Genomic DNA, 22381 nt, shown 5'->3' with positions numbered 1-22381 from the left:
GCGCCTACTCAGCGCCTACTCAGTGGCGGGGGGCGGTAAGCATCCACCCGGTGACTCCGCCCAGCACGGTGAGGACGGGAACCAGGTTCCACGACAGGCCCTGAAGCTCCCGGATCCATCCCTGCGCCAACTTCTAAGGCCTCCGGACCCGCAGGTACTGGTCGATGAGGTAGTCCGCGATGGCCAGGCAGGACGTGGCCGCGGGCGACGGCGCATTCCTCAGCAGTGTCACGGGCCCCACCTGGTCCACGGCGAAGTCGTCCACGAGGGACCCGTCGCGGCCCCAGGCCTGGGCCCGCACACCGGAAGCCGTCTTCGCCGTCAGGTCCGCCATGGTGAGTTCGGGGATGAAGCGCCGGGCCTTCCGGTAGTAGGCCGATTTGAAGAGTGACGCTCTGATCTCGTCGGCACCCATCCGCCAGTGCTTTCTCGCCAGCGGGCCGGCTCCGGGCCACCGCACCGACTCCCAGGTGTCCTTCACGGAGACCGAGAGCCAGCCGTAGCCCTCGCGGGCGAGCGCCGGGACGGCATTGGGGCCCACGTGCACGTCGTCGTACACGCCGCGGGTGAAGTGCACGCCGAGGAACGGGAACCGGGGGTCCGGCACCGGGTAGATCATCCCCTGCACCAGGTGGTTCCGCTCCGGGTTGAGCGACCAGTATTCACCCCGGAAGGGGAGGATTTTCGGCGAGGGGTCGGCGCCCACCAGGCCGGCAACCACGTCCGACTGCAAGCCCGCGCAGGCGATCACCCGGTCGAAGACGTGCTCGGCCCCGGCGGTTCCTACCCGTACGGTGCCGCCTTCGACGGCCATCGCAACCACTTCCTGTCCGAGCAGGATGGTGCCGCCGGCCGTTCGCACGTCCTGGCCCATCGCTTCGGTAATCGCCGCGAAATCGACGACGGCGGTGTGCGGCGAATGGACCGCTGCCACCCCTGTAACGTGCGGTTCGATCTCGTGCAGCCGCGCGGTGCCACTGATCCGGGCCAGGCCGGGCACGCCGTTCGCCCGGGACCGCCTTTCGATGTCGGCCAGGGCAGGCAGCTCGGACTCGTCGACTGCAACCACCAGCTTGCCGACTTCCCGGTACGGAAGGTTCTTCTGCAGGCAGAAGTCCCGCAGGGCGGCGCGCCCGGCAACACACAGCTGCGCTTTCAGTGACCCCTCGGCGTAGTAGAGGCCTGCATGTACGACTCCCGAGTTGTGGCCGGTCTGGTGGGCGGCCAGCCGGTGCTCCTTCTCAAGGACCGTGACGTCACCGGTCCCGGCCCGGGCAAGGGCGCGTGCCAGCGCGATGCCAACAATCCCGCCACCGATGATTCCGATTCGTTCAGTCACGTCGTTGCGTCCTTGTCGCCGCGGTCTTCCCGCGAGTATAGACCGCGGCCGCCCGGCGGGGGGCTGCGTCCCGGCCGCCGGCTGTGGCATGCTTCCCCTTGAGTCGAACGTCCCGGCTCCGCGGGTTTCACTCGCCCGTCCATCACCACCGATCAGGCCGCCACCTTGCCCCGAACCACCCCCGCGCCGACTCTCGAATCAGCCGGCATCTTCCACCGCAACTACCTCCTGGTGACCCTGGGAGCCTGCGCCCTCGTATTTCTGGCCGCCTTCGAATCCCTGGCGGTGACCACGATCATGCCGCTGGTCAGCCGGGAGCTGGACGGGGCCGCCCTCTACGCCCTGGCGTTCGCCGGCCCACTCGCCACCGGCGTCATCGGTATGGTGGCGGCCGGCAACTGGTCCGACCGGCGCGGCCCGGTGGGGCCGCTGTACGCGTCCGTGGTCATGTTTGTGCTGGGTCTGCTGATCGCCGGAACAGCAGCGACCATGCCGGCCCTCGTGGCGGGCCGGCTGGTCCAGGGCCTGGGCGGCGGCGCCATGACCGTGGCACTGTATGTGGTGATCGCCCGGGTCTATCCGCCCGTGCTGCACCCGAAGATCTTTGCCGCGTTTTCGGCGGCCTGGGTGATTCCCTCGCTGGTGGGACCCTTCGCCGCGGGCGTCGTGGCGCAGATGGCCAGCTGGCACTGGGTGTTCCTTGGCGTCGTGGGGCTTGTGGTTCCCGCGTTGCTGATGATTGTGCCGGCGCTGCGCGGCCTGCGCGGAGCTCCAGGCAGTACCCCGCACGGAACCCCCAAGTCCGCGCCGGAGGACATGCCCACTCCTGCCCCGCACAAGCCCTGGGGCTCCTTCAGGCTGGCCTGGGCCGCCCTCGCGGCGCTCGCCGTGCTCGGCCTGAACCTCTCCGCCCGGCTTCCGGTGGCAGGCGGCGTCGTGGCTGTGGCGGCCGTAGCCGTGGCCCTCATCTCCGTCCGCCCGCTGGTGCCGCAGGGCACCCTGACAGCCCGCCGCGGCCTCCCCAGCGTTATCCTCACGCGCGGCCTGGCTTCTGCCGCGTTCTTCGGCGCCGAGGTGTATCTGCCCTATCTGCTGGTGGAACGCTACGATTTTTCGCCCACCTTCGCAGGCCTGGCGCTTACGGGCGGAGCCGTCTCCTGGGCCGCCGGTTCGGCGGTCCAGGGCCGGCTCGGGACGCGGCTTGATCACCGCCGCGCGGTCCGGATTGGAGCGGCCCTCGTCCTCGGCGCCGTCGTCCTGGTGCTGGTGACCACGCTCCTCAGTTGGCCGGCCGCCGTCGCGATCGCCGCCTGGGTGTTCGCCGGGGGCGGCATGGGGCTGATGTACGCGCGCCTGAGCGTCATGACCTTGGCCCTGTCCAGCCGGGAGAACGAGGGCTTCAACAGCTCGGCGATGTCCATTTCCGATTCACTCGGCGGCGCGCTGTCCCTCGCCACCACGGGGATCATCTTTGCCGCGTTCCCGACGACGGCGGCGTCCTTCGGCGGCGTCTTCGCCCTCACAGCGGTGATCGGCGTCGCAGCCGTTGTGGTCGCCCCGCGGGTCGCCGGGCGCCGGTAGGCCGGCGCGACGACGGGAGCCCCGGCCGGTTGGATCCGGCCGGAGCTCCCGGGGGTGTGCCCTTCCGGGCCGGCGGGTACCGCCTAACCCGCTACGGGGACTTTTTCGGCGTCGCGAATTGCCTTCCATTCCGCCATCCGGGCCTGCTGGAGCGGCGTCTGCCGGTTGAAGTACCAGGCACCGCCGAGCAGCATGAACCAGATCGGTGCTACCAGTAGCGCAAGCCGGGTGTCATCGGCCTGGCCAAGTGCCACCAGCATGAAGCCGAAGAAGGCGAGCACCACGTAGGGCATAAAGCCCGAGCCGGGCATCTTGAACTTCGAGGCCGCGTGCAGCTCGGGACGGCGGCGGCGGAACACGATGTAGCTGATCAGGATCATGGACCAGACGAACATGGTGAGCACGGACGCCACCGAGGTGACCACGGTGAAGGCCCCGATCACGGAGTCACCCGAGTAGAGCAGGACCAGGCCCGCCAGCAGGAAGATGCAGGAAAACAGCAGGGCGTTCTGCGGAACCTTGCGGATGCTCAGCTTCCCGAAGGCCTTCGGGGCATTGCCGTCCTGGGCCAGGCCGTAGACCATGCGCGAGGTCGAGTAGATGCCGGAGTTGGCGCTGGAAGCCGCGGAAGTGAGCACCACCAGGTTGATGACCACCGCGGCGATGCCGAGTCCGGCCAGGGTGAACATGCCGATGAAGGGGCTGCTGGCGGCATCGATGGTGCGCCACGGGTTGACCGCCATGATGACCACCAGGGCGCCCACGTAGAACAGCAGGACCCGGATGGGGATGGAGTTGATGGCGCGGGGCAGGTTCTTCTCGGGGTTCTTGGTTTCTGCTGCCGCGGTGCCCACCAGCTCGATGCCGGCGAAGGCGAAGATGGCGATCTGGAAGCCAAGGATGAACCCGAACATGCCGTGCGGGAACATGCCGCCGTCGTTCCACATGTTGGCCAGGCTCGCCACCGCGCCGTTGGGGGAGGTGAAGTTCGTGGCGATCATAACGATGCCGGTGCCGATCAGCGCGAGGATGGCCACCACCTTGATGATGGCGAACCAGAATTCGGCTTCGCCGAAGGCCTTGACGGTGGGGAGGTTCAGCAGGATCAGCACAACCGGCGTGATCAGGGCAGGGATCCACAGCGGCGTGCCGGGGGCGAGTTTGTCCACGTACCCGGCGATCGCGACGATGTCGGCCACGCCTGTCACCACCCAGAAGAACCAGTAGGACCAGCCGGTGAAGAAGCCCGCCCAGGGGCCCAGGAGGTCGCCGGCGAAGTCGCTGAAGGACTTGTAGTTCAGGTTGGAGAGCAGGATCTCGCCCATGGCCCGCATGACGAAGAACAGCATGAAGCCGATGATCATGTAGACGAAAATGACGGACGGGCCGGCCAGCGAGATGGTCTTGCCGGAGCCCATGAACAATCCGGTGCCGATCGCGCCGCCGATGGCCAGCAGCTGGATGTGGCGGTTGCCCAGGGCGCGGGCGAGGTGCGGTTCCTGGCCTTGGCTGCTGGGGGACTCCTGGGCGGTATTCGGGACAGCCGTGGTGGTGCGTTCAGACATTAGGCTTCTTCCTTGTTACAGGCGGGCCGCGGGCGGAGGACATTCCGCCGGGGCCCGCACGGATCCATCGAAGGTGTGACGGAGGTAACACTTTGTCGTGTGGACTAAGCGTACGGGCGGGATCCGGGGGACCCCGCGACGCCGCCGACCGGCGGCCGGGCGCCGTCGTGCGTCCCGCGGCGGGGCCTGCCGGCGTTGCGGGAGCCGTCCCGATCGGGCCGGAAGAATGCCATCTCCGGTGCGAGTCCGGGAATTCCCGACGCCGGCAGCAGCCCGCCGCTGCCGGGCCGGCGCGCACCGCGGGCCGGGTGTGCGCCGCCGTCACGGGCTCGACATCTGTCGACAAACCTTGCCTCAGTTGTCGTCCCGTGTCCCATGTCATATCTGAAACCGCCGGGGGCCTGGGAAATAGGCGAAGTCGCCGGGACGCCGTCTCTAGCGGACCTGGACAAGCTGCACCCGGACGGTGGCGGTCCGCGAGCCCAGATGCTCCCGGATGGCCGCCGCCACGGACCTGGCCACGGCAGGAGCAGGGAGGGCGGTGCTGACGCCGATGCGCGTCAAGACGTCCACGGCCTCCCCGTCGAACTCGACCTGCACAACCGGCAGAGGTTCCCCTGTCACCGCCGAGCGGGCCGCACCGGCGATGTTCTGCCACAGCGGCCGGGCTGGGAACACCTCGGCGACGCCGTCGACGTCCAGGATCACGTCGCGCAGTGCGGCGGCCAGGCCCGCGGGTGTGGTGTCCCCGGGAAGAAGGGACTGGTTCATGGCTTCTCCTCGGAGGACTCGGACGGGCGGGCTGGTCCGGCAGCAGGCCCGGGAAACCCGGGTTCAAGGACATCGGCGACCGTCACGTCGATTGCTGCGATGTTGAGTTCGGTGTGCCGGGCGAGCGTCGCTGCTATGCCGCGGCGGAGGGCGTCGGCCCGTTCTTCCAGCGGATGGCCGAAGACGACTGCCACGTCGACGCGCACTGTGATGGGGGACCCCGGTGTGCTGACGTCTCCGTCGAGCCGGCATTTGCCGGCGGCCGTCCCGGGAAGGGAATCAGCGGCGGAGCGGATGAGAGCGGAAATCGAGCCTTCCGTTTCGGTCAGGATGTCCCCCGGGGTGTCCGGGCGCACGGGAATGTCCCTGCCGGGCCGCAGCTCCAGCCGCAGATTGTCCAGGATGGACTGCATCCAGTCGTCCGTTCCGCTGCCGGCCGCGGCAATGTCGGCGCTGACCAGCTCATCGCCCAGGGCGGCCAGACGGCGCAGCGCGGCCAGCCCGGACTGGCACTCGGGGCATTCGGTCAGGTGGCCCGGATCGCTGAACTCGCCCGTATCCAGGTAGATGCTTAGCTCCTCGAGGCTGTGTCCGCACTCGAAGTTGTCGCCGGAAGCGCTCATCGCCATCCCTCCATTTCGCGGGCCAGGGCAACCCGGGCCCGGGCCAGGCGGCCGCGGACGCTGGCAACGCTGATGTTCAAAGTCTGCGCGATTTCCTCATAGCTCTGGTCATTGAATTGTTTCAGCACCCAACACCGCCGCTGCTCCTCGGGCAAGGCGGCCACGGCCGCCTTCAGCGCCTCCATCCGGGAGCCGCTCAGGGCCGCGGCTTCGGGATTTCCGGCCCCAGCCGCGCCGCCCCCTGCAAGCCCGGACCCGGCGGCCAGCCGTTGGTCGAGGTCGCTGAGGTCGGAATGGTTTTTTCGGCGGCGTACTTGGTCGATGCTGCGGCTGGCGGTAATCCGAAGCAGCCAGCTTTTTACGGCGTCACCGTCGCGCAGGGTATCCAGCTGCTTCCACGCCTGGACCAGCGATTCCTGCACCACATCATCGGCGTCGGCGAGGGAGCCGGTAAGGCGGCGTGCGGACGCGCGCATCAGGGGACCGTGGCGCCGGGCCAGGGCCTCGAAGGCGACGGTGTCGCCGTCGGCCGCCCGTCCCGCGAGCAGCGCGTCGGGAACGAGGTCAAAATGGTCCGGCGCCGGTGGGGAACCAGTCACGTTTCCCTGCTTTCATACGATCGGGCCCGCCAGAGGCGTCTTCGGGAGGGAGACGTCTGCAGCGGCGGTGCAATGCGCGGAGCGGCTCCGCGGTGGCGGAACCGCTCCGGTGCGCGACCTAGTCCCGGCTGAAGCCCTGCTTGAGCTTGCGGGCGGCGTCCTTGATGTTTTCCCCGGCGTCCGCCGCCGCGTCCTTCACCTTCTCGCCGGCCTCCTGCAGTTTGGCCTGGACCTGGTCATGCTGGCCCTCACGCTTGAGCTCGTCGTTGCCGGTGAGCCTGCCGGCACCTTCCTTGGCCGCGCCGAGGTGGTTGATGACCGTGTTGTTGACCTTGTCGTCCATTGCCATGATCTTGCCTTCCGGTGATTCCTTGATGTAGCGGTCTATCGGTGGTGCGCTGCGTCCCCGGCGGTCAGCGCACGCGGTTAACTCCGGCCAGCCTGGATCGCGTGCCGCTGGTGATTCGAACCAGGACGGGAACCGGATGGCCCAGCAGCTGGTCCAAACCCAGCACCAGTTCCTCTGCCGTGTCGGCGATCTCCCGCGGGGAGGCGCCTTTCCGTGCCTCAAGCCCCAGCCGCAGGCCCGTCGTGCCGTGAACGCGCCAGGCCGACACCGAGGTGCCGAGCACCTGGCGGTTGCCGGCGAGAGCTTCGCTGACGCACGCGGCGACGAACCCGATGTCCACGACGGTGCTGCCGCGGTCCCCGTCAACGTCAGTGGCGGCGCGGGGCGTCCTGCCTCCGCCCTGCGATGCCAGCCAGGCGGCGCTGAGAGCCGCGGCCAGGACGAGCCCGGCAACGGGACCAACGGCCCACCAGCTCCGGGCTGCGCCGGGGAGCGATGCCGTCGCCAGCAGCTCGCTGGACCGGTCAAGGCCGGATGCCGCCGTCGAGGTCCAGGCTGCCGAGACCTCGGGGACGACGCCGGCCGTGGCGGTCAGCGCACCTGCCGCCAGCAGCACCAGACCCAGCAGTGCCAGGAGAATGCGGTTGCGTGTTCTGTTGGTCTGGCTCATTGCCCCAGCACCCCTTCCCTGCTGATGGTGACGCGCGGTGCGATCCGGCGGTCCATCGCGTAGCTGGCGAGTTCGCTCGCCACCGCTGCGCTGATGGCAGCCCCGTCCGCCGGCAGGCCCGACGTCGGCCGGACCCGGACATGGACGGAACGGTGCCCGACGGTGGTGGTGACCTGTCCCGGGGCGAGGCCAGCGGTGCGGCGTGCCCGGGCGGATAGGGCCGCGGCGATGACGTCGTCATCCGCCACGATGGCGCTGCGCTCGCTGTCCAGGGCGTGCCGCGGGAGGTGGCCGGCCCGGAGGGCGGTGCCCAGCAGGAGGACGCCGAGCAGCGCCATTCCTGCCCCGGCGGCCATCAGGCCGGCCGGGAGGGTGGCGGCGGGAATCCCTGCGAGCCACCGCCCCAGCTGCGCGGGACCAGCCAGCAGCGCGTTCCCGCCGAGCAGCGCCAGCACGGCTTCGGACGCCAGCCACAGGAATCCTGCGGCGAGCACGGCGGCCGCCGCAATGGAGGCCGCGGCCCGTGAGGAATGGGTTTCCCGGCGTATCAGGCGCCGCTTGGTTCGTTCCGCGTTCACTGGGCCGTTCCTTCCTGGCGTCGGATTTGCGTCGGGCCGACCGTTCCGGCCGGCGCGGGATGCTTTCCCGCGAGCAGCCGGATGTCGACGCGTCCCAGCATCATTCCGGTGATGGCGAGGCCCTCGCGGATGATGGCGGACCGTGCTTCGCGGGACCGGTCCACAATGCTCTGGCCGGCTGCCGTCCGCGGTTCCAGCAAGGACGGGAGCGCCAGCGGCACCGACACGGCGACCCCGAGCTTGCCGGAATCGTCGTCCAGTCTGGCCGAGACCCCGGAGGCTTGAACACCAAAGGCCCGGGCCGTGATGGCTTCCACCGTGCGCAGCAGGGCCGCCTGGGTAATCCGGGTGTGGCCCGCGCGCGTCATACGGAAGAGCGCTTGCCGCGCAGTGCGTCGATGACCCCGCCCAGGTCCAGCCGTCCTTCGGCAGTGCGGCCCAGCACAGCGCCGATTCCCATCAGGAGCGCCGCGAGCAGGAAGCCCCAGAAGCCGAACGCAAGGGCCACAACGGCGAGGACGGCGCCGACGGCCATGCCGGTGACGGTGGGGTTCATGCCACCCTCGGCTCAGCAAGGGCGGCGTCGTCAGCGTCGTCGTCGGACGGGACGTGGATGTCCGTGATGGTGACGTTGACTTCAGTGACCTCCATGCCGACGAGGTCCTCGATGGCCCGGTAGACGGCGTCGCGGGCGGTGTCCGCGACCTGCTGAAGGGGGTGCGGGTACTCGACCACCAGGGTGACGTCGACCGCCACCTGGGTCTGGCCGACTTCCACACTGACGCCCTGGGTCAGGTCCTTCTGCCCGACCTTTTCCCGCAGGTTGCCCAGCGCCCGGGCAGCTCCGCCGCCCAGCGCGTAGACGCCGTCGATCTCCTGGATCGCGATGCCGGCGATCTTGGCCACAACGCCGTCGGCGACCGTGGTGGCGCCGCGGCCGTCCGGGCCGGCACTTTGGCGGGCGGCTGGCGCGGGGGCCTTTGTGGTGTTTGCCGGAGCGTTTTTAGGGGCAACATCTGCGGGCGTGTGCGTCTGGATCGTCAATGCAATCACTCCTGATCGGATCGGGGGCGCCCGGTGGCGCCGTCCCAAGTAAGACGGTGCCCGCACGGGAAACCTCACGGTCCAATTGGGGTGAGCTGTGTCACATGCCTCCGAATCGGCGACGTCGACGGCGGATGACGCGCTTCCGCTGCTAACTCAGCGGGCGGCGAGGCGGGTGGCGCGCAGCACGGCGTCCGTCAGCGCGGCAGCCGCTCCGTCGGGTCCGGTGGCGCTGCGGTGCCGGGTGTCGACGACGTCGAGCCGCCAGTCTGGTGACTCAAGGCCCAGTTCGCGGGCCAGCTGCTCAGCCGTGTAGAACCGCTCCAGCCCATGATCATGGTGTTGCTCCCACGGCGGCAGCCCGTCCGGGTGGTGGCCCACAACGAGCAGCGTGCCGCCGGTGCGCACGGCCGCGGCGGCGAGCTGCAGGGCCTGCTGCCAGGGCATTACGGTGGAATGCAGGAACTGCGCCGTCACCAGATCGAAGAGCTCCCCGGGCACCCAGGCGGCGAGATCCTGCCACACCCACGTGATGTTCCCGCCCTGGCCGCGTTCCTGCGCGTGCGCTTCGGCCCGTTCCAGCGCGACGGCGGAGACGTCGACGGCGGTGACCTTCCAGCCGCGGCTGGCGAGCCAGATGGCGTCCGCGCCCTCGCCGCAGCCCAAGTCCAGGGCCGTCCCGGGCGGAAGCGGCGCGGCCTCGGCGATCAGCTGCGGGTTCGGCTCGCCGCTCCAGATCCTGGCCCGGCTGCGGTACATCTCGTCCCACATCTGGGCCGCACTGACGTCGCTGTTGTCATCGGGCTGGGTGCGCTCCGCCATGGTTGTCCTCGCAGGTCTGTAGGTGTCGGGCTGGGCCGTTTCCCACATCATGGCAGGGGAAGGCTGCCCGCGAAACCAGCCTGAAGGCGACACGAGAAAATCACCCCCCGGAAACGCCGTCGAAACCTTTCTGGTGGAGGCTGGAGCCGGAGAGCGGAATGACACTGGGGTGAATCCGGATCCGGGGAAGGAGCAGGCCATGACTGCAGAGGTATCGCGGCAGGTTCAATCGTGTGGGGAGTTGTCGGTGGGGGACCAGATTGAAGCGTGGCACAACGGCAGACTCTTCCATCGGGGCGAGGTGGTCCGGACTGTTGCGGCGACGGACCTGTTCTGGATCCTGGATGAGCGGACCGGAACCCGGCGGCTGATCGATTCCGAGGCTCTGGTGATCGTGCGCGTGGCGGCTCCGGCGGCCACGTCTGGCGCGGCGGGTAGTACCTACGGCGCGGCGGCCGGGCGCGGCGCAGCGGCAGGGAGCGTGCTGCGTGGGCTGCCAGCGGTGGAGGCGCCGGAGGCCGTGCGCCCGGCGTCACACGTTCCGCTGTTCCAGGCGCCCGCACTGGTGCCCTGAGCGGGCGGAAACGGCCCTGGCCTCGCCGGATGATAGACTGAGGGAACTTGATGTGCAGTGATGCCCACTTTGGTCTTGAATGATCGGTCCGGTTCATCAACCGGTTCCCCTGCTGGATTCCTTACGGATTCCGTCACAGGGAGTGGGATTTTTTCATGTGAGAGGCACATCCTGCGTCGATGAACGCGTTCTATTTGGTCCCGGCCGCTACTGCCGCAAGGTTGGTAGCAGCCCGGTTGATCACCTGACTTTTCTTCGGCGAACCCTTGGGCCAACCGGCACCGGGGGCCGATATCCGCATGGATACCGCCTGAAAGACCTTTGAAACCTATGACTACTTTTGCTGCCCTCGGCACGCCCAAGGCTCTGGCCGACACCCTCACCGCCCAGGGGATCGTGGAACCGTTCCCCATCCAGGTCAAGACCCTGCCGGACACGCTGGCCGGACGCGACGTCCTGGGCCGCGGCCGCACCGGCTCCGGCAAGACCATCGCCTTCGCCATCCCGCTTGTAGCGCGACTCGCTGAGCGGGAAGCCAAGCACTTCCGCAAGCCCGGCCGCCCGATGGGCCTGGTCCTCGCGCCGACCCGTGAACTGGCCACCCAGATCAACGCGACCATCGAGCCGATGGCCAAGGCCATGGGCCTGAACACCACTGTGATCTACGGCGGCATCTCCCAGGCCCGCCAGGAAAAGGCACTGCGCGCCGGCGTCGACATCGTCATCGCCTGCCCGGGACGCCTTGAGGACCTGATCCGCCAGCGCATCCTGACCCTCGAAGGCGTCGAGATCACCGTGCTGGACGAGGCCGACCACATGGCCGACCTCGGCTTCCTCCCCGTGGTCAAGAAGCTGATGGACATGACCCCCAGCCAGGGCCAGCGCCTGCTGTTCTCCGCCACCCTGGACAACGGTGTGGACAAGATCGTCCAGCGCTACCTGTCGAACCCGCTGACCCACGCCGTGGATGAGTCGCAGGCCGCCGTGACCACCATGGAACACCACGTCCTGGTGGTCAACGACCAGACCGTGAAGAAGCAGCTGATCGTCGAGCTCGCCTCGGGTTCCGGCCGCCGCGTGCTCTTCCTGCGCACCAAGCACCACGCCCGCAAGCTTGCCAAGACCCTGACGGACGCCGGCATCCCCGCCGTCGACCTTCACGGCAACCTCTCGCAGAACGCCCGTGACCGCAACCTGGCCGAGTTCTCCTCGGGTGAGGTCCGCGTCCTGGTCGCCACCGACGTCGCCGCCCGCGGCGTCCACGTCGACGACGTCGAGCTGGTCATCCACGTGGATCCGCCCACGGAGCACAAGGCCTACCTGCACCGCTCGGGCCGTACCGCCCGCGCCGGCTCCGACGGCACCGTGGTCACGCTGACCCTGCCGGAGCAGCAGTCCGACGTCAAGAAGCTCATGAAGGCTGCCGGTGTAGAGGTCAACTTCGAACGCGTCACCGCCAACTCCCCGCTGGTTGCAGAACTGGTGGGCGAAATGGCCGACAAGATCGATCCGCGCACCCGCGCCGCGCTGCTGGCCGCCAAGTCCAACCAGGGCGGCGGCAGCTCCACCGGTGCCAACGCCGAGCGCAAGCGCGCCCGCCGCACCACCCAGGCTGCACCCACCGCGGGTGGCCGGGGCGGCCGTGGCGGACGCGGACGTGTCGGAGCCGAGGCTCCCCGCACCGATCTTCCCCGCGCCGAGCGCCGCGCCGTGGCCTACGAAGGCCAGGCCGCTGCCCGCAACGCTGCAGAGCGTGTCATCGAGCGGAACGAGGACCGGATGGATGCCGAGCGCGCCGAGCGCCGCAGCGCCCGCGCCCGCTCGACGTCGTACGGCGCCCACCGCAACGATGTTCCAGCCGCAGGCGGCCGCGCGTCGGCCGGCCGCGGTTCCGACGGCCGCGCAGCAGAAGGACGCAGCGACGCCCGGGGCGCCTCGGCTCCCCGCAGCGGCGCACAGCGCAGCGGCTCACCCCGTACGGGTGGCGCACCCCGCACGGGTGGCGCAACCGGCGGCCAGCGTGGCGGACGTCCGGCAACGGGCCAGCGTGCAGCTGCCGGCGCCAAGACCGGCAACGCCGGTGGCAACGCGGCTGTCTGGTCCTCCAACACTGGCGGCACCTCGGGCGGATCCTACGCAGGCGGCGGCAACGGCCGCTCCGGCGAAGGCCGTCCGGCACGCAGCGGCGGACCCCGCCGCGCGTCAGCCCCGGCGTCGAACGAACGCCGCAGCCGCTAATCCCCAACCGCTCCCTAACCTCGCAAGCTCGGTCAGGGAACCCGGCGGTCGTGGCCCCAGGCTTTCCGCTACGCAAACGGACGGACGCTACGGGGATTCCCGCAGCGTCCGTCCGAAAGCGCAGCGCCAGTCTGAAAGCGCAGCGCCAGCTACCAGCCGCGGGCGCGCCACTCCTCCAGGTGCGGGCGTTCCGCACCCAGGGTGGTGGGCTTGCCGTGGCCCGGGTGCACCACCGTGTCATCCGGGTACACGTCGAACAACCGCTCGCTGACATCGCTGACCAGCTGCGCGAACCGCTCGGGATCCTGCTGCGTGTTGCCCACGCCGCCGGGGAACAGCGAGTCGCCGGAGAAGATATGCGCCGGGCCCTCCGGGTCCTGGTACACCAGCGCGATCGACCCCGGGGTGTGGCCGCGCAGGTGCACTGCCGTCACGTCGAAGCCGTCGAAGTTGCCGACGTCCCCGTGATCCAGCAGTACATCCACCGGCACCGGCAGCTCGGCGGCATCGTCCGTCCCGGCCGCCGTCTTCACGCCGGTGGCTTCCACCAGGCCCGGCAGCGCACGGACATGGTCCCAATGCTGGTGGGTGGTGGCAATCAGCGCCAGCTTCGGCGTCGCGGAGGTATCCGCGGCGGCGTCGGCCAGCAGCCCTTGGATGGCGGCCAGATCATCGGCCGCATCGATCAGGAGTTGCGCGCCCGATGCCTTGCCGGTGAGCAAGTACACGTTGTTGTCCATCTCGCTGACCGAAATCCGGCGGATGGTGATGTCACGTAATGAGTGAATGAGCGAGTCCATGGGCTTCAGTCTACGGAAGACGCTATTCACGGCCCTCGGACACCCAGTTGGGATCCGCGGAGCGGGAGCCGACGACGGCGTCCGCGGCGGCGTCGAGCTTCTCCAGTTGCGCCGTGGCGAAGTCGAGCGTCAAGGCGCCGAGGTTCTCGTCGATCCGGGCCGCTTTCCGCGTGCCGGGAATGGGGACCACGGGCAGTCCCAGCTTCCGGCCCTGCGCGAGCAGCCAGGCCAGCGCCACCTGGGCGGGGGTTGCAGCCTGACCGGAGACGGTGATCTCGGCGGCGACGGCCTGCACGGCGGCGACCACGCCCTGGTTGGCGTCCAGCGCCGCTTCGGCGAAGCGAGGGATGTTGCGGCGGAAGTCGTTGCTGCCCAGTGACGCCGCGTCAACGGTGCCGGTGAGGAATCCCCGGCCCAGCGGCGAGTAAGGCACAAAACCCACGCCGAGTTCGGCCGCCGCGGGAACAACGCTGCGTTCCACGTCGCGGCTCCAGATGGACCATTCGCTCTGGACCGCGGCGATCGGGTGGACGCTGCTGGCATCACGCAGCTCCTCGGCCGTCACTTCCGACAGGCCAAGGTGCCGCACCTTGCCGGCCTGCACCAGCCCCGCCATGGCCTCCACGGTTTCCACTATCGGAACGCGGAGGTCACGGCGGTGCATGTAGTACAGGTCGATGGTGTCGGTGCCCAGCCGGCGCAGGCTTTGGTCCACCGCCTGCCGCACATAGTCGGCGTCGCCCCGGATATCGGAGTAGCCGGTCGACGGGGTGCCCACCAGGCCAAACTTGGTGGCCAGCTGCACCTCGCCGCGGCGTTCCTTGAGAAGCTTGGCGATCAGTTCCTCATTGCTGCCGCCGCCGTAGATGTCCGCCGTGTCGATGAAGCTGACGCCGGCATCCACCGCGTGGTGCAGGGTCCGCAGGGCCTCGGCCGGATCCACTTCCCCGTACACCGGGGTCAGGGCCATGCCGCCGAACCCCAGCGGACTGACCGTCAAACCGTCGCCGAGCCGGACTTTTGCTGCCGTCATCTTGGGTCTCCATTCGCTGCCGGAAGTGTTGTCCCAGCCAAGAACTCCGATGGGTGCGCGGCTATTCCGGGCCTTGGCGCCGGATTCTCCCCACCTCTGAATCTCGCTGTGCCGGTACGACGGCGCGTCGCCGGGACACGCCGTCGTACTGGCTCAAATCCGGGGGGATTCAGCGGGGGAGGCCGGCAGCAGCTTCAGGCCCGCCGCGCAGCCCACAATGCCCGCGATGAACAGCAGTTTGAGCGGGCTGGCCGGTTCGACGCCGGTCACCATCGCCCAGCCGACCGTCAGGGCCGCGCCGATCCCCACCCAGACGGCGTAGGCCGTGCCGAGCGGAATGCGCTTCACGGCCAGGCCCAGCCCCACCACGCTCAGGGTCGCGGTCAGCGCGAACACGAGGGTGGGCAGCGGCCGGGTGAAGCCGTCGGAGAGGCCCAGGGCCGTGGCCCAGACCGCCTCCAGCACGGCGGAGGCGAGCAGGATAAGCCAGGCCACCGTGGTGGCCGGTGCTTTGTTTGTCATTTTCGCTGTGCGGTCCGCGGCCATGGTTACGCCACCAGCTTCAGGCCGGCCACGCAGGCGACGATCCCGCCGAGCAGCAGGATCCGCGCCGCCGTCGCCGGTTCCACACGGGTGAGCATAGCGTAGGCCGAGGTCAGCACCACACCGACGCCCACCCAGACGGCGTAGGCGGTTCCGGTCGGGATGGACTGCATGGCGACGGCCAGCCCGCCGGTGCTGGCGAGCACGGAAATGAGGAAGACTGCGGCCGGTGCAATCCGGCGGCGGCCCGTGGCCTGCGCTGTCCGGTGCAGGGCTGCAGCCCAGACGGCCTCCAACGAGCCTGAAAGAATGAGAATTAACCACGACATGACTACTCCTGTGGCCAGTCTTGTCGCGTGCCGGGTACTGATCCGTCGTCCGGAGGCCCAAGATGGGGCCTTCATTCCAGCTTAGCAACGCCCCGGCGGCGGGGCGAACCCGCCGGCCCGGGGAGAAGTCGTAGCCAGCATCAAGTGCTCCGCAGATGCCCTTATGCACCCTCAAACGGCAGTTGGGCCCACGCCGGCAGGGTTCCCTGGCCGAGCTTGCGAGGGCGAGGGAGCCGGTGGGGAGCACTCGAGGGCAGGCCGCAGTGTCAGGTCACAGCGCCGTCGCGCCGCTCCAGATCCGGCACTTGCGGCCCGCGGGATAAACGCCGCAGCCCTCCTCGGCGGCGGCGAGGTCCCCGGCGGCGATGTCCGGGGCTGCCGAGACGATGGCGCGGCCGTCGGAGTTCACCAGCGTGGCCCGTTCGCCGATCCGGCGCAGGCCGGGCATGGCGCCGCGCTCCAGCCGCTGCACGGTGACGTCCATCCCCACAATGCCCACCACCGGACCGTCCGGGCGGCAGAACACCGGGTGTGTGAAGGTCAGGACGTATTCGTCGGTGCACAGGAAATCCACGTATGGCCCGGTCACGTGGGCCTGTCCGGTTTCCACCGGGACGCGGAACCACTCGGACTTGACGTAGCGGCTGATGGAGTTGGGGCTGAAGTTGGCGAGGGCGTCCACATGCTCCATCTCCTCGCCCTGCCACCAGGCGATGTAGCTGCGGTCGGGCCCCAGCAGCCCTGCGTTCGCGAGGAAGCCGGCGCCGGCAACGTAGCTGTCGGGGGCCCGCACCAGTTCTTCGACCACCGGACGGATGAGCTTGTCAACGGCGGTGCCCGTGACTTTGGCGGAGAGCGCAGCCAGTGCGGCTCCCGTTTCCGACGCCCACGCCGCGAGCCTGGACTCGATGCCGGTGACGGCGGCGTCGAGCTCCCCGGCGGCGTCCAGGGTCAGTGGGCCAGGGGAGGCGGTGGTTTCAGGCATCGGGAGTCCTTGGCTCGAAGGAACGGGGTCAGTAGCGCTGGGACTGCTCGGTCAGCAACCAGTCCGTGGTGGCGGCCACCAGGGCTTTCACCGCGGCTTCCGCTGCCGCCGGCTGGTGGGCTTCGACGGCGGCCGCGACCTCCTCGAGAAGGCCGCTGGTCCTGGCACGGTATCCGGCGTCGGCGCATGGCAGCAGCGTCAGGGGGCCGAGGTCTGCCTGCAGGCGGATCAGTTCCCGGGCCAGCCTGGCCGAGCGGGCGATGGCGGCCACCTCGAGCAGGAACTCGGAGAGGGCCAGCCGCCAGTGCAACGGATCCTCCTCCGTGCTGGGGATGAAGGACCGCAAGGTAGCCATGTCCGCGGCGTCGGAGCGCCGGGCGGCGACGCTGGCGCAGGCTGCGGCAATGGCCTGGTAGTGCAGTCCCAGGTCACTGATCTGGAGCCGGGTCAGTTCCCGGAGCTGGTCCAGGGCGCGTTCCCGGGAGGGCAGGACGTCATCCGCGATGAAGCTTCCGCCGTTGCGGCCCCGGGCCGTGCGGATGATGCCCGAGGTCCGGAGCTGCGACAGCGCCTCCCGGGCGGTCACCGCGGAGACCCCCAGGGCGGCGGCCAGTTCCGTTTCGTTGGGCAGCCGCTGGCCGCTGGTGAGCAACCCGGTTTCCACGGCCTGTTCTATCCGGCCGCACACCTCATCCACCAGGCCCCGGGATTTGATCGGCGTGAACACGGCCGCCAGGCTCCGGGAGGCGCCCTGCGGTGTCAGCAGCATCCGGGGCCTCCCTGGCAGTTTTTGGCGTCGCGGTTCCAGAACCAGGAGCGGGCGCTGGGGGCTGCCCGCGCCCCGGTTGAAGCCATCCTAATGCGGGCTTTCGCGGGGGTCTATACACAAAACCTATGGAGTAATAGTATTTGGCCCAGCAGCCTGTTGTGGCCTGGATCACACCCCGCTGTGTCGCATCTGAGACGATCCGGCAACGGAGTTAGGGCGCATCCCATGACCGAAACGCTCGCCGCCGGCAGGCAGACGCAATCGGACGCGGTTCCTGCGATCCGCCTGCGGAAACTCACCAAGGTTTTCGGCGATACCGTCGCCGTCAACGCCGTGGACCTGGACATCCGCCAGGGTGAATTCTTCTCCATGCTGGGGCCGTCGGGATCCGGCAAAACCACTGTCCTGCGCCTAATCGCAGGCTTCGAGCTGCCCACCTCGGGGAGCATCGAACTTGAGGGCAAGGACGTCACGGGGATGGCGCCCTTCGAACGCGACCTCAACACGGTGTTCCAGGACTATGCGCTGTTCCCGCACATGTCCCTCATCGACAACGTCGCCTACGGCCTGCGCGTGCGCGGCATGGCCAGGAAGGAGCGCCACGAGCGGGCCCGCGAAGCCCTGGAACGCGTGCAGCTGGGGAAGTTTCTCGGACGCAAGCCTGCCCAGCTTTCCGGCGGCCAGCGGCAGCGCGTGGCGCTGGCCCGTGCACTGGTGGTGCAGCCGAAGGTCCTGCTGCTGGATGAGCCGCTGGGCGCCCTGGACCTCAAGCTCCGGCAGCAGATGCAGGTGGAACTCAAGGAACTGCAGCGCTCCCTGGGCATCACCTTCATCTTCGTCACCCATGACCAGGAGGAAGCCCTGACCATGAGCGACCGGATCGGCGTCTTCAACAATGGGAGCGTGGAACAGATCGGGACGGCGCACGAGATCTACGAGCGCCCGGGCGGGGCGTTCGTGGCCAACTTCGTGGGCACTTCCAATATCTTCGACGCCGCCCACGCCCAGGAACTCTACGGCCGCGCGGAGCAGGTCTGCATCCGGCCGGAACGGCTGCGCCTGTCCTGGACGGCGGCCCCGGAACCGCGCACTGGCGTCACCTCCCGCCCCGGCACCGTCACGTCACTCGTCTACGTGGGGCACGCCACCCAGGTGCGGGTGCAGCTCGACGGCGGTCCCGCCGTCGTCGTTCTGGCGCCGGAAACGCTGCCCGGCGGCGACGCGGACCTTGTGGACCGGCGCGTCACGGTGAGCTGGGACGACGACGCCGCTGTCTGGCTGCCGTCGTCCACCGGCACCTGACGTCGGCGTGGCGTCACGCGGAGCCTGCTTCTGATTCACCCCTCCAACGAAAGGTAAGGATCATGGCATCAAGGAATAGGGCCTCCCTCGTGGTTGGGGTGGCCGCGGCGGCAGCCCTCGCCTTGGCAGGCTGCGGCACCACCGGCGGAGGCTCGGCCAGCCCGTCCGCGCAGCCGGTCAAGACCGAAATCGGCGCCGGCGAAGGACAGCTCTCCATCCTCGGCTGGCCGGGCTACGTCGAGGACGGCAGCAACGACCCCGCCGTCGACTGGGTGACACCCTTCGAGACCCAGACCGGATGCAAGGTGAGCTTCAAGCCGTTCGGCACCTCGGACGAAGCGGTGACCCTGATGCGCACCGGCCAGTACGACGTCGTCTCGGCCTCCGGCGACGCTTCGCTGCGGCTGATCGCCGGCAACGACGTGGAGCCCGTCAACATGAGCCTGCTGAAAAACTACGCCGACGTGTACCCGTTCCTGAAGGACAAAGCGTGGAACACCGTGGACGGCCAAAACTACGGGATGCCGCATGGCTGGGGAGCCAACCTGCTGATGTACTCCGTGGACACCGTCACCCCGGCGCCCACGTCCTGGCGGGCCGTGTTCGACGACGCCGCCCAGCACAGCGGTAAGGTCACCGCGTACGACTCGCCAATCTACATCGCGGACGCGGCCGTGTACCTCATGGCGCACAAGCCGGAACTCGGGATCAAGAACCCCTACGCGCTGGACAAGGACCAGCTCGCGGCAGCCGTTGAACTGCTGAAGGAGCAACGCAAGCACATCGGCGAGTACTGGAGCGACGTCGTCAAGGAGGTCCAGGCCTTCGCCAGCGGCAGCACCGTGGTGGGCACCACGTGGCAGGTCGGGGCCAACATCGCCGTCGAGAACGGGACCAATGTGAAGACCCTGCTCCCCGAAGAGGGCGCCACCGGCTGGTCGGACACGTGGATGATCGGTTCGGAGTCCAAGAACAAGAACTGCGCCTACCTGTGGCTCGACTACATCGCCAGCCCCGAGGCCAACGCGGCGGTGGCGGAGTACTTCGGCGAATCGCCGGCCAACCCCAAGGCGTGCGATCTGACCAAGGACAAAGCGCACTGCGAGACCTACCACTCCGGTGACGAAGCCTACGCGGAGCAGATCTGGTACTGGACCACTCCGGTGGCCAAATGCCTGGACGGCCGGACGGACGTCCAGTGCACCGACTACTCGGAGTGGACGAAGACCTGGACGGAGATCAAGGGCTGACATGGCGCTCCAGACGCAGCACCCGGTCCCCGGCACGCCCCCGGCAGCCGCCGCCGTGCCCCGGCCCAAGGCCCACAAGTTCTCGGCGCTGCTCCACCGCTCGCCGAACCTTCGGCTGGCGGGGCTGGTTACCGCCCCCGCCGGCTGGCTGGTGCTCGTCTACATCGCCGCCCTCGCGGCGCTGCTGATCACCGCGTTCTGGACCGTGGACACCTTCACCGGCAAGGTGTCCACGGAATGGACCACGGAAAACGTGGTGACGGTCCTGACCGATCCCGTCTACCAGCGGATCACCCTGCGGACACTGTGGATCGCCATCGCCGTGACGCTGATCGACCTGGTCCTGGCGCTGCCCATGGCGTTCTTCATCGCCAAGGTATCCAGCCCCCGGTGGCAGAAGCTGCTGGTGGTGGCCGTGCTGATGCCGCTGTGGGCGAGCTACCTGGTGAAGGCCTACGCGTGGCGGAACGTGCTCGCCGACGGCGGACTGCTGGAGTGGCTGGGGACGCCGATCGGGCTGGAATCTCCGGGGTACGGTGAAACCGCCGTGATCCTGACGCTGGCCTACATCTGGCTGCCGTTTATGATCCTGCCGATCTACGCGGGATTCGACCGGGTGCCCGATTCGCTGCTGGAGGCCTCCGGCGACCTGGGCGCGAAACCGCTGACCACCATGCGCCTGGTCATGTTCCCGTTGCTGGTGCCCTCCATCATTGCCGGGACCATTTTCACGTTCTCGCTCTCGCTGGGCGACTACATCACGGCCCAGATCGTCGGAGGCACCACCCAGATGCTCGGCACCGTGGTTTACGCGAACGTGGGGGCCGCGAACAACCTGCCGTTCGCCGCGGCCGTCTCGCTGGTCCCGATCGCGATCATCACCCTGTACCTCTTTATCGTCCGGCGCTCCGGCGCCCTCAACAGCCTGTGAACAGTGGCGGCGTGTAGCCCGGAACAGGCGGCAGGAGCACCATGAGACTTTCCCGAAGTGCCAAAGTCATCCTGGGCGTCGTCACCGCGCTTGTCTTCCTCTTCATCTATGTCCCGCTGCTGCTGGTGGTGGTGAACTCCTTCAACGCGGACCGGACCTTCGGCTGGCCGCCGCAGGGGTTCACCCTGGAGTGGTGGGGTCGGGCCTTGGATTCCACCGGCGTCCGCGAGGCCGTGGTTTCCTCGCTGTGGGTGGCGGCGGTGTCGACCGTCATTTCGCTGGTGCTGGGCACGCTCCTGGCGCTGGCCCTGCTGCGCTACAAATTCTTCGGCCGGGACGTCATCAGCCTGCTCGTGATCCTGCCGATCGCGCTGCCCGGCATCGTGACCGGCATCGCCTTGAACAACATGTTCACCACCATCCTGGGGGTCTCGCTGAGCATGTGGACGGTGGTGATCGCGCACGCCACCTTCTGCATGGTGACCGTGTTCAACAACGTCATTGCGCGGCTGCGCCGAATGCACGCAGGCCTGGAGGAGGCGTCCGCCGATCTTGGCGCCGGTGTGTTCACCACGTTCCGGCTGGTCACGTTCCCGCAGCTGCGCTCCGCCCTGCTGGCCGGCGGGCTGCTGGCCTTCGCGCTGAGTTTCGACGAGATCATCGTCACCACGTTCACCATCGGCGCCGGCGACACCACCCTGCCGATCTGGATCCTGCAGAACCTCTTCCGGCCCAACCAGGCGCCGGTGGTCAACGTCGTGGCCGTCGTCCTGATCGTCGTGTCGATTGTGCCGATCTGGCTCGCGCAACGCCTGTCGCAGGATTCAGTGGGAATCGGCGGAACGCGGGTGAAAGCTGCGGAGGGTTAGTCGCTGACCGGGTCGATCGACACGACGGCCAGGAAGCCGCGGCCCAGGATCTCCGGAGTGTCCGTATCGGAACCCACGACGGCGTCATAGCGGGCCAGCGTCGTCGGCCCGTCCGGGGTTCCAGCCGCGCCGGCTGTTCCGGCCGGTGCGGCGTCGGCGGGTTCGACGCCGGCCTGACCGGCTCCGGCTGTGCCGGGGGTGACCGCCGCTTGGCCCTGCAGCAGAATCCCCAGCTGGCCGCCGAACACGGGATGCGCCCGCTTCTTGGAGAGTTCGATGATGGAGGTGTAGCCCTTGAACACGCCGTTGCGGGTGATGACGTTGAGGTCCCGGATGTCGCCGGTGGGAAGTGAACCGGCCGCAGCGGCTTCGCCGGAGAACCGGAACGGACGGTATTTCTCTAGCGGGTGCTCGGCGCCATCGACGCTCAGCAGCAGCAATTCACCTTCCACCACCGTGAGGACGCGGTCCATGCCGGGGAACGCCGAGAAGTCGCCCGCTTTGGACACTTCGGCGATGCTCACGCGCCAGTCCCAGCCTCCGTCTCCTGTGCCGGGCGCGGAAGATGCGCCCGCAGGATGGCTGGCCACCTCGCGGGTCACCCCGCCGCCGTTGCGCCAGGGTTGGGCTTTCAGCTCGGCATAGCGGATGATTTCCATCCCTCCACCCTATCCGCCGGCCACGAGCGCCGAGGTGAGACTTCGCGCCCATGCTCCCGGCAAACATGGGCGCGAAGTCTCACCTCGCGGGCCGGGCAAGCCGGCAGGCCTCGGTCCTTGCTACGGTCGGAGGCAGAAACGTCGGAGACAGAAGTAGG

Annotated in this window: 26 protein-coding genes and 1 riboswitch; of the genes, 7 read left to right on the top strand and 19 right to left on the bottom strand. The window is 68.8% G+C overall.

All coding sequences use genetic code 11. The annotated features are described in order from the left end of the window. Window positions 1-133 precede the first annotated feature (133 nt). A complete protein-coding gene (gene lhgO, locus ASE96_RS12495) occupies window positions 134-1339 on the bottom strand; it encodes an L-2-hydroxyglutarate oxidase (RefSeq protein ID WP_056430709.1) in 1206 nt (401 codons plus the stop codon). A gap of 165 nt (window positions 1340-1504) precedes the next feature. On the opposite strand from lhgO, the gene ASE96_RS12490 reads away from it, so the two are divergent. Then, window positions 1505-2920 (top strand): MFS transporter, encoded by a 1416-nt coding sequence (locus ASE96_RS12490; RefSeq protein ID WP_056430707.1) that lies wholly within the window; start codon window positions 1505-1507, stop codon window positions 2918-2920. Between the two features lie 83 nt (window positions 2921-3003). On the opposite strand, the gene ASE96_RS12485 is transcribed toward ASE96_RS12490, so the two are convergent. From ASE96_RS12485 to ASE96_RS12435, 11 genes are all read right to left on the bottom strand, one after another. Then, complete coding sequence (locus ASE96_RS12485; protein ID WP_056430704.1) at window positions 3004-4485, bottom strand: amino acid permease; 1482 nt, start codon at window positions 4483-4485, stop codon at window positions 3004-3006. A gap of 435 nt (window positions 4486-4920) precedes the next feature. Next, window positions 4921-5256: a hypothetical protein gene (locus ASE96_RS12480; protein WP_056430700.1), complete on the bottom strand. Its 336-nt coding sequence runs from the start codon at window positions 5254-5256 to the stop codon at window positions 4921-4923. Continuing rightward, on the bottom strand, window positions 5253-5879 hold the full coding sequence (locus ASE96_RS12475) for an Asp23/Gls24 family envelope stress response protein (RefSeq protein WP_056430698.1): 627 nt from the start codon (window positions 5877-5879) through the stop codon (window positions 5253-5255). Before ASE96_RS12475 ends, ASE96_RS12480 begins: the two co-directional genes overlap by 4 nt. After that, complete coding sequence (locus ASE96_RS12470; RefSeq protein WP_056430695.1) at window positions 5876-6478, bottom strand: RNA polymerase sigma factor; 603 nt, start codon at window positions 6476-6478, stop codon at window positions 5876-5878. The genes ASE96_RS12475 and ASE96_RS12470 overlap by 4 nt, the downstream gene beginning before the upstream one ends. 118 nt (window positions 6479-6596) lie before the next feature. Then, complete coding sequence (locus ASE96_RS12465; RefSeq protein ID WP_056430693.1) at window positions 6597-6827, bottom strand: CsbD family protein; 231 nt, start codon at window positions 6825-6827, stop codon at window positions 6597-6599. A 64-nt stretch (window positions 6828-6891) separates the two neighbouring features. Beyond that, window positions 6892-7497 (bottom strand): hypothetical protein, encoded by a 606-nt coding sequence (locus ASE96_RS12460; protein ID WP_056430690.1) that lies wholly within the window; start codon window positions 7495-7497, stop codon window positions 6892-6894. After that, window positions 7494-8075, bottom strand: coding sequence for a DUF6286 domain-containing protein (locus tag ASE96_RS12455; RefSeq protein WP_056430682.1), 582 nt, complete (start codon window positions 8073-8075; stop codon window positions 7494-7496). The genes ASE96_RS12460 and ASE96_RS12455 overlap by 4 nt, the downstream gene beginning before the upstream one ends. Beyond that, on the bottom strand, window positions 8072-8443 hold the full coding sequence (locus ASE96_RS12450) for a hypothetical protein (protein ID WP_200913047.1): 372 nt from the start codon (window positions 8441-8443) through the stop codon (window positions 8072-8074). The genes ASE96_RS12455 and ASE96_RS12450 overlap by 4 nt, the downstream gene beginning before the upstream one ends. Continuing rightward, window positions 8440-8631 carry a DUF2273 domain-containing protein gene (locus ASE96_RS12445; protein ID WP_056430679.1) on the bottom strand — a complete coding sequence of 64 codons (192 nt, stop codon included), beginning with the start codon at window positions 8629-8631 and terminating at the stop codon, window positions 8440-8442. The genes ASE96_RS12450 and ASE96_RS12445 overlap by 4 nt, the downstream gene beginning before the upstream one ends. After that, window positions 8628-9119 carry an Asp23/Gls24 family envelope stress response protein gene (locus tag ASE96_RS12440; RefSeq protein WP_056430677.1) on the bottom strand — a complete coding sequence of 164 codons (492 nt, stop codon included), beginning with the start codon at window positions 9117-9119 and terminating at the stop codon, window positions 8628-8630. The genes ASE96_RS12445 and ASE96_RS12440 overlap by 4 nt, the downstream gene beginning before the upstream one ends. A gap of 156 nt (window positions 9120-9275) precedes the next feature. Beyond that, entirely contained in the window at window positions 9276-9941 is a 666-nt protein-coding gene (locus ASE96_RS12435; protein WP_056430674.1) for a class I SAM-dependent methyltransferase, read from the bottom strand. 199 nt (window positions 9942-10140) lie between these two features. Between ASE96_RS12435 and ASE96_RS19605 the strand changes: the two genes are divergently transcribed. After that, window positions 10141-10515 carry a hypothetical protein gene (locus ASE96_RS19605; RefSeq protein ID WP_235500240.1) on the top strand — a complete coding sequence of 125 codons (375 nt, stop codon included), beginning with the start codon at window positions 10141-10143 and terminating at the stop codon, window positions 10513-10515. A 330-nt stretch (window positions 10516-10845) separates the two neighbouring features. After that, complete coding sequence (locus ASE96_RS12425; protein ID WP_056430671.1) at window positions 10846-12753, top strand: DEAD/DEAH box helicase; 1908 nt, start codon at window positions 10846-10848, stop codon at window positions 12751-12753. A 149-nt stretch (window positions 12754-12902) separates the two neighbouring features. On the opposite strand, the gene ASE96_RS12420 is transcribed toward ASE96_RS12425, so the two are convergent. From ASE96_RS12420 to ASE96_RS12395, 6 genes are all read right to left on the bottom strand, one after another. Beyond that, window positions 12903-13553, bottom strand: a complete 651-nt coding sequence (locus ASE96_RS12420) for an MBL fold metallo-hydrolase (protein WP_056430668.1) — start codon at window positions 13551-13553, stop codon at window positions 12903-12905. A 22-nt stretch (window positions 13554-13575) separates the two neighbouring features. Beyond that, complete coding sequence (locus ASE96_RS12415) at window positions 13576-14586, bottom strand: aldo/keto reductase (RefSeq protein ID WP_056430665.1); 1011 nt, start codon at window positions 14584-14586, stop codon at window positions 13576-13578. A 153-nt stretch (window positions 14587-14739) separates the two neighbouring features. After that, complete coding sequence (locus tag ASE96_RS12410) at window positions 14740-15108, bottom strand: DMT family transporter (protein WP_056431023.1); 369 nt, start codon at window positions 15106-15108, stop codon at window positions 14740-14742. 26 nt (window positions 15109-15134) lie between these two features. Further along, window positions 15135-15458 carry a DMT family transporter gene (locus ASE96_RS12405; protein WP_056430662.1) on the bottom strand — a complete coding sequence of 108 codons (324 nt, stop codon included), beginning with the start codon at window positions 15456-15458 and terminating at the stop codon, window positions 15135-15137. A gap of 9 nt (window positions 15459-15467) precedes the next feature. Then, a riboswitch (guanidine-III (ykkC-III) riboswitch) is annotated at window positions 15468-15532 on the bottom strand. A 197-nt stretch (window positions 15533-15729) separates the two neighbouring features. After that, entirely contained in the window at window positions 15730-16443 is a 714-nt protein-coding gene (locus ASE96_RS12400; RefSeq protein ID WP_056430659.1) for a cache domain-containing protein, read from the bottom strand. Window positions 16444-16471: 28 nt separating this feature from the next. Further along, a complete protein-coding gene (locus ASE96_RS12395; RefSeq protein WP_056430656.1) occupies window positions 16472-17212 on the bottom strand; it encodes a FadR/GntR family transcriptional regulator in 741 nt (246 codons plus the stop codon). 225 nt (window positions 17213-17437) lie between these two features. Between ASE96_RS12395 and ASE96_RS12390 the strand changes: the two genes are divergently transcribed. The 4 genes from ASE96_RS12390 (at window position 17438) to ASE96_RS12375 (ending at window position 21564) form a co-directional block, all read left to right on the top strand. Next, on the top strand, window positions 17438-18514 hold the full coding sequence (locus ASE96_RS12390) for an ABC transporter ATP-binding protein (RefSeq protein ID WP_056430653.1): 1077 nt from the start codon (window positions 17438-17440) through the stop codon (window positions 18512-18514). A 62-nt stretch (window positions 18515-18576) separates the two neighbouring features. Continuing rightward, entirely contained in the window at window positions 18577-19764 is a 1188-nt protein-coding gene (locus ASE96_RS12385; protein WP_056430651.1) for an ABC transporter substrate-binding protein, read from the top strand. Between the two features lies 1 nt (window position 19765). Further along, window positions 19766-20695 (top strand): ABC transporter permease, encoded by a 930-nt coding sequence (locus ASE96_RS12380; RefSeq protein WP_082492714.1) that lies wholly within the window; start codon window positions 19766-19768, stop codon window positions 20693-20695. A 41-nt stretch (window positions 20696-20736) separates the two neighbouring features. Continuing rightward, window positions 20737-21564, top strand: coding sequence for an ABC transporter permease (locus tag ASE96_RS12375; RefSeq protein WP_056430647.1), 828 nt, complete (start codon window positions 20737-20739; stop codon window positions 21562-21564). On the opposite strand, the gene ASE96_RS12370 is transcribed toward ASE96_RS12375, so the two are convergent. Continuing rightward, entirely contained in the window at window positions 21561-22223 is a 663-nt protein-coding gene (locus ASE96_RS12370) for a HutD/Ves family protein (protein WP_056430644.1), read from the bottom strand. The genes ASE96_RS12375 and ASE96_RS12370 overlap by 4 nt on opposite strands. Window positions 22224-22381: the final 158 nt, after the last annotated feature.

Source organism: Arthrobacter sp. Leaf69, from assembly GCF_001422645.1.
Taxonomy (GTDB): domain Bacteria; phylum Actinomycetota; class Actinomycetes; order Actinomycetales; family Micrococcaceae; genus Arthrobacter.
Note: the sequence above shows the minus strand (reverse complement) of the source record. Positions and strands in the feature narration are given on the sequence as shown.

Excerpts from the sequence above, each read along its gene's own strand:
- ASE96_RS12485 (WP_056430704.1), bottom strand. The coding sequence starts at position 4,485 with ATGTCTGAACGCACCACCACGGCTGTCCCGAATACCGCCCAGGAGTCC.
- ASE96_RS12480 (WP_056430700.1), bottom strand. The coding sequence starts at position 5,256 with ATGAACCAGTCCCTTCTTCCCGGGGACACCACACCCGCGGGCCTGGCC.
- ASE96_RS12475 (WP_056430698.1), bottom strand. The coding sequence starts at position 5,879 with ATGAGCGCTTCCGGCGACAACTTCGAGTGCGGACACAGCCTCGAGGAG.
- ASE96_RS12465 (WP_056430693.1), bottom strand. The coding sequence starts at position 6,827 with ATGGCAATGGACGACAAGGTCAACAACACGGTCATCAACCACCTCGGC.
- ASE96_RS12460 (WP_056430690.1), bottom strand. The coding sequence starts at position 7,497 with ATGAGCCAGACCAACAGAACACGCAACCGCATTCTCCTGGCACTGCTG.
- ASE96_RS12450 (WP_200913047.1), bottom strand. The coding sequence starts at position 8,443 with ATGACGCGCGCGGGCCACACCCGGATTACCCAGGCGGCCCTGCTGCGC.
- ASE96_RS12445 (WP_056430679.1), bottom strand. The coding sequence starts at position 8,631 with ATGAACCCCACCGTCACCGGCATGGCCGTCGGCGCCGTCCTCGCCGTT.
- ASE96_RS12435 (WP_056430674.1), bottom strand. The coding sequence starts at position 9,941 with ATGGCGGAGCGCACCCAGCCCGATGACAACAGCGACGTCAGTGCGGCC.
- ASE96_RS19605 (WP_235500240.1), top strand. The coding sequence starts at position 10,141 with ATGACTGCAGAGGTATCGCGGCAGGTTCAATCGTGTGGGGAGTTGTCG.
- ASE96_RS12425 (WP_056430671.1), top strand. The coding sequence starts at position 10,846 with ATGACTACTTTTGCTGCCCTCGGCACGCCCAAGGCTCTGGCCGACACC.
- ASE96_RS12420 (WP_056430668.1), bottom strand. The coding sequence starts at position 13,553 with ATGGACTCGCTCATTCACTCATTACGTGACATCACCATCCGCCGGATT.
- ASE96_RS12415 (WP_056430665.1), bottom strand. The coding sequence starts at position 14,586 with ATGACGGCAGCAAAAGTCCGGCTCGGCGACGGTTTGACGGTCAGTCCG.
- ASE96_RS12410 (WP_056431023.1), bottom strand. The coding sequence starts at position 15,108 with ATGACAAACAAAGCACCGGCCACCACGGTGGCCTGGCTTATCCTGCTC.
- ASE96_RS12405 (WP_056430662.1), bottom strand. The coding sequence starts at position 15,458 with ATGTCGTGGTTAATTCTCATTCTTTCAGGCTCGTTGGAGGCCGTCTGG.
- ASE96_RS12400 (WP_056430659.1), bottom strand. The coding sequence starts at position 16,443 with ATGCCTGAAACCACCGCCTCCCCTGGCCCACTGACCCTGGACGCCGCC.
- ASE96_RS12395 (WP_056430656.1), bottom strand. The coding sequence starts at position 17,212 with ATGCTGCTGACACCGCAGGGCGCCTCCCGGAGCCTGGCGGCCGTGTTC.
- ASE96_RS12390 (WP_056430653.1), top strand. The coding sequence starts at position 17,438 with ATGACCGAAACGCTCGCCGCCGGCAGGCAGACGCAATCGGACGCGGTT.
- ASE96_RS12385 (WP_056430651.1), top strand. The coding sequence starts at position 18,577 with ATGGCATCAAGGAATAGGGCCTCCCTCGTGGTTGGGGTGGCCGCGGCG.
- ASE96_RS12380 (WP_082492714.1), top strand. The coding sequence starts at position 19,766 with ATGGCGCTCCAGACGCAGCACCCGGTCCCCGGCACGCCCCCGGCAGCC.
- ASE96_RS12375 (WP_056430647.1), top strand. The coding sequence starts at position 20,737 with ATGAGACTTTCCCGAAGTGCCAAAGTCATCCTGGGCGTCGTCACCGCG.
- ASE96_RS12370 (WP_056430644.1), bottom strand. The coding sequence starts at position 22,223 with ATGGAAATCATCCGCTATGCCGAGCTGAAAGCCCAACCCTGGCGCAAC.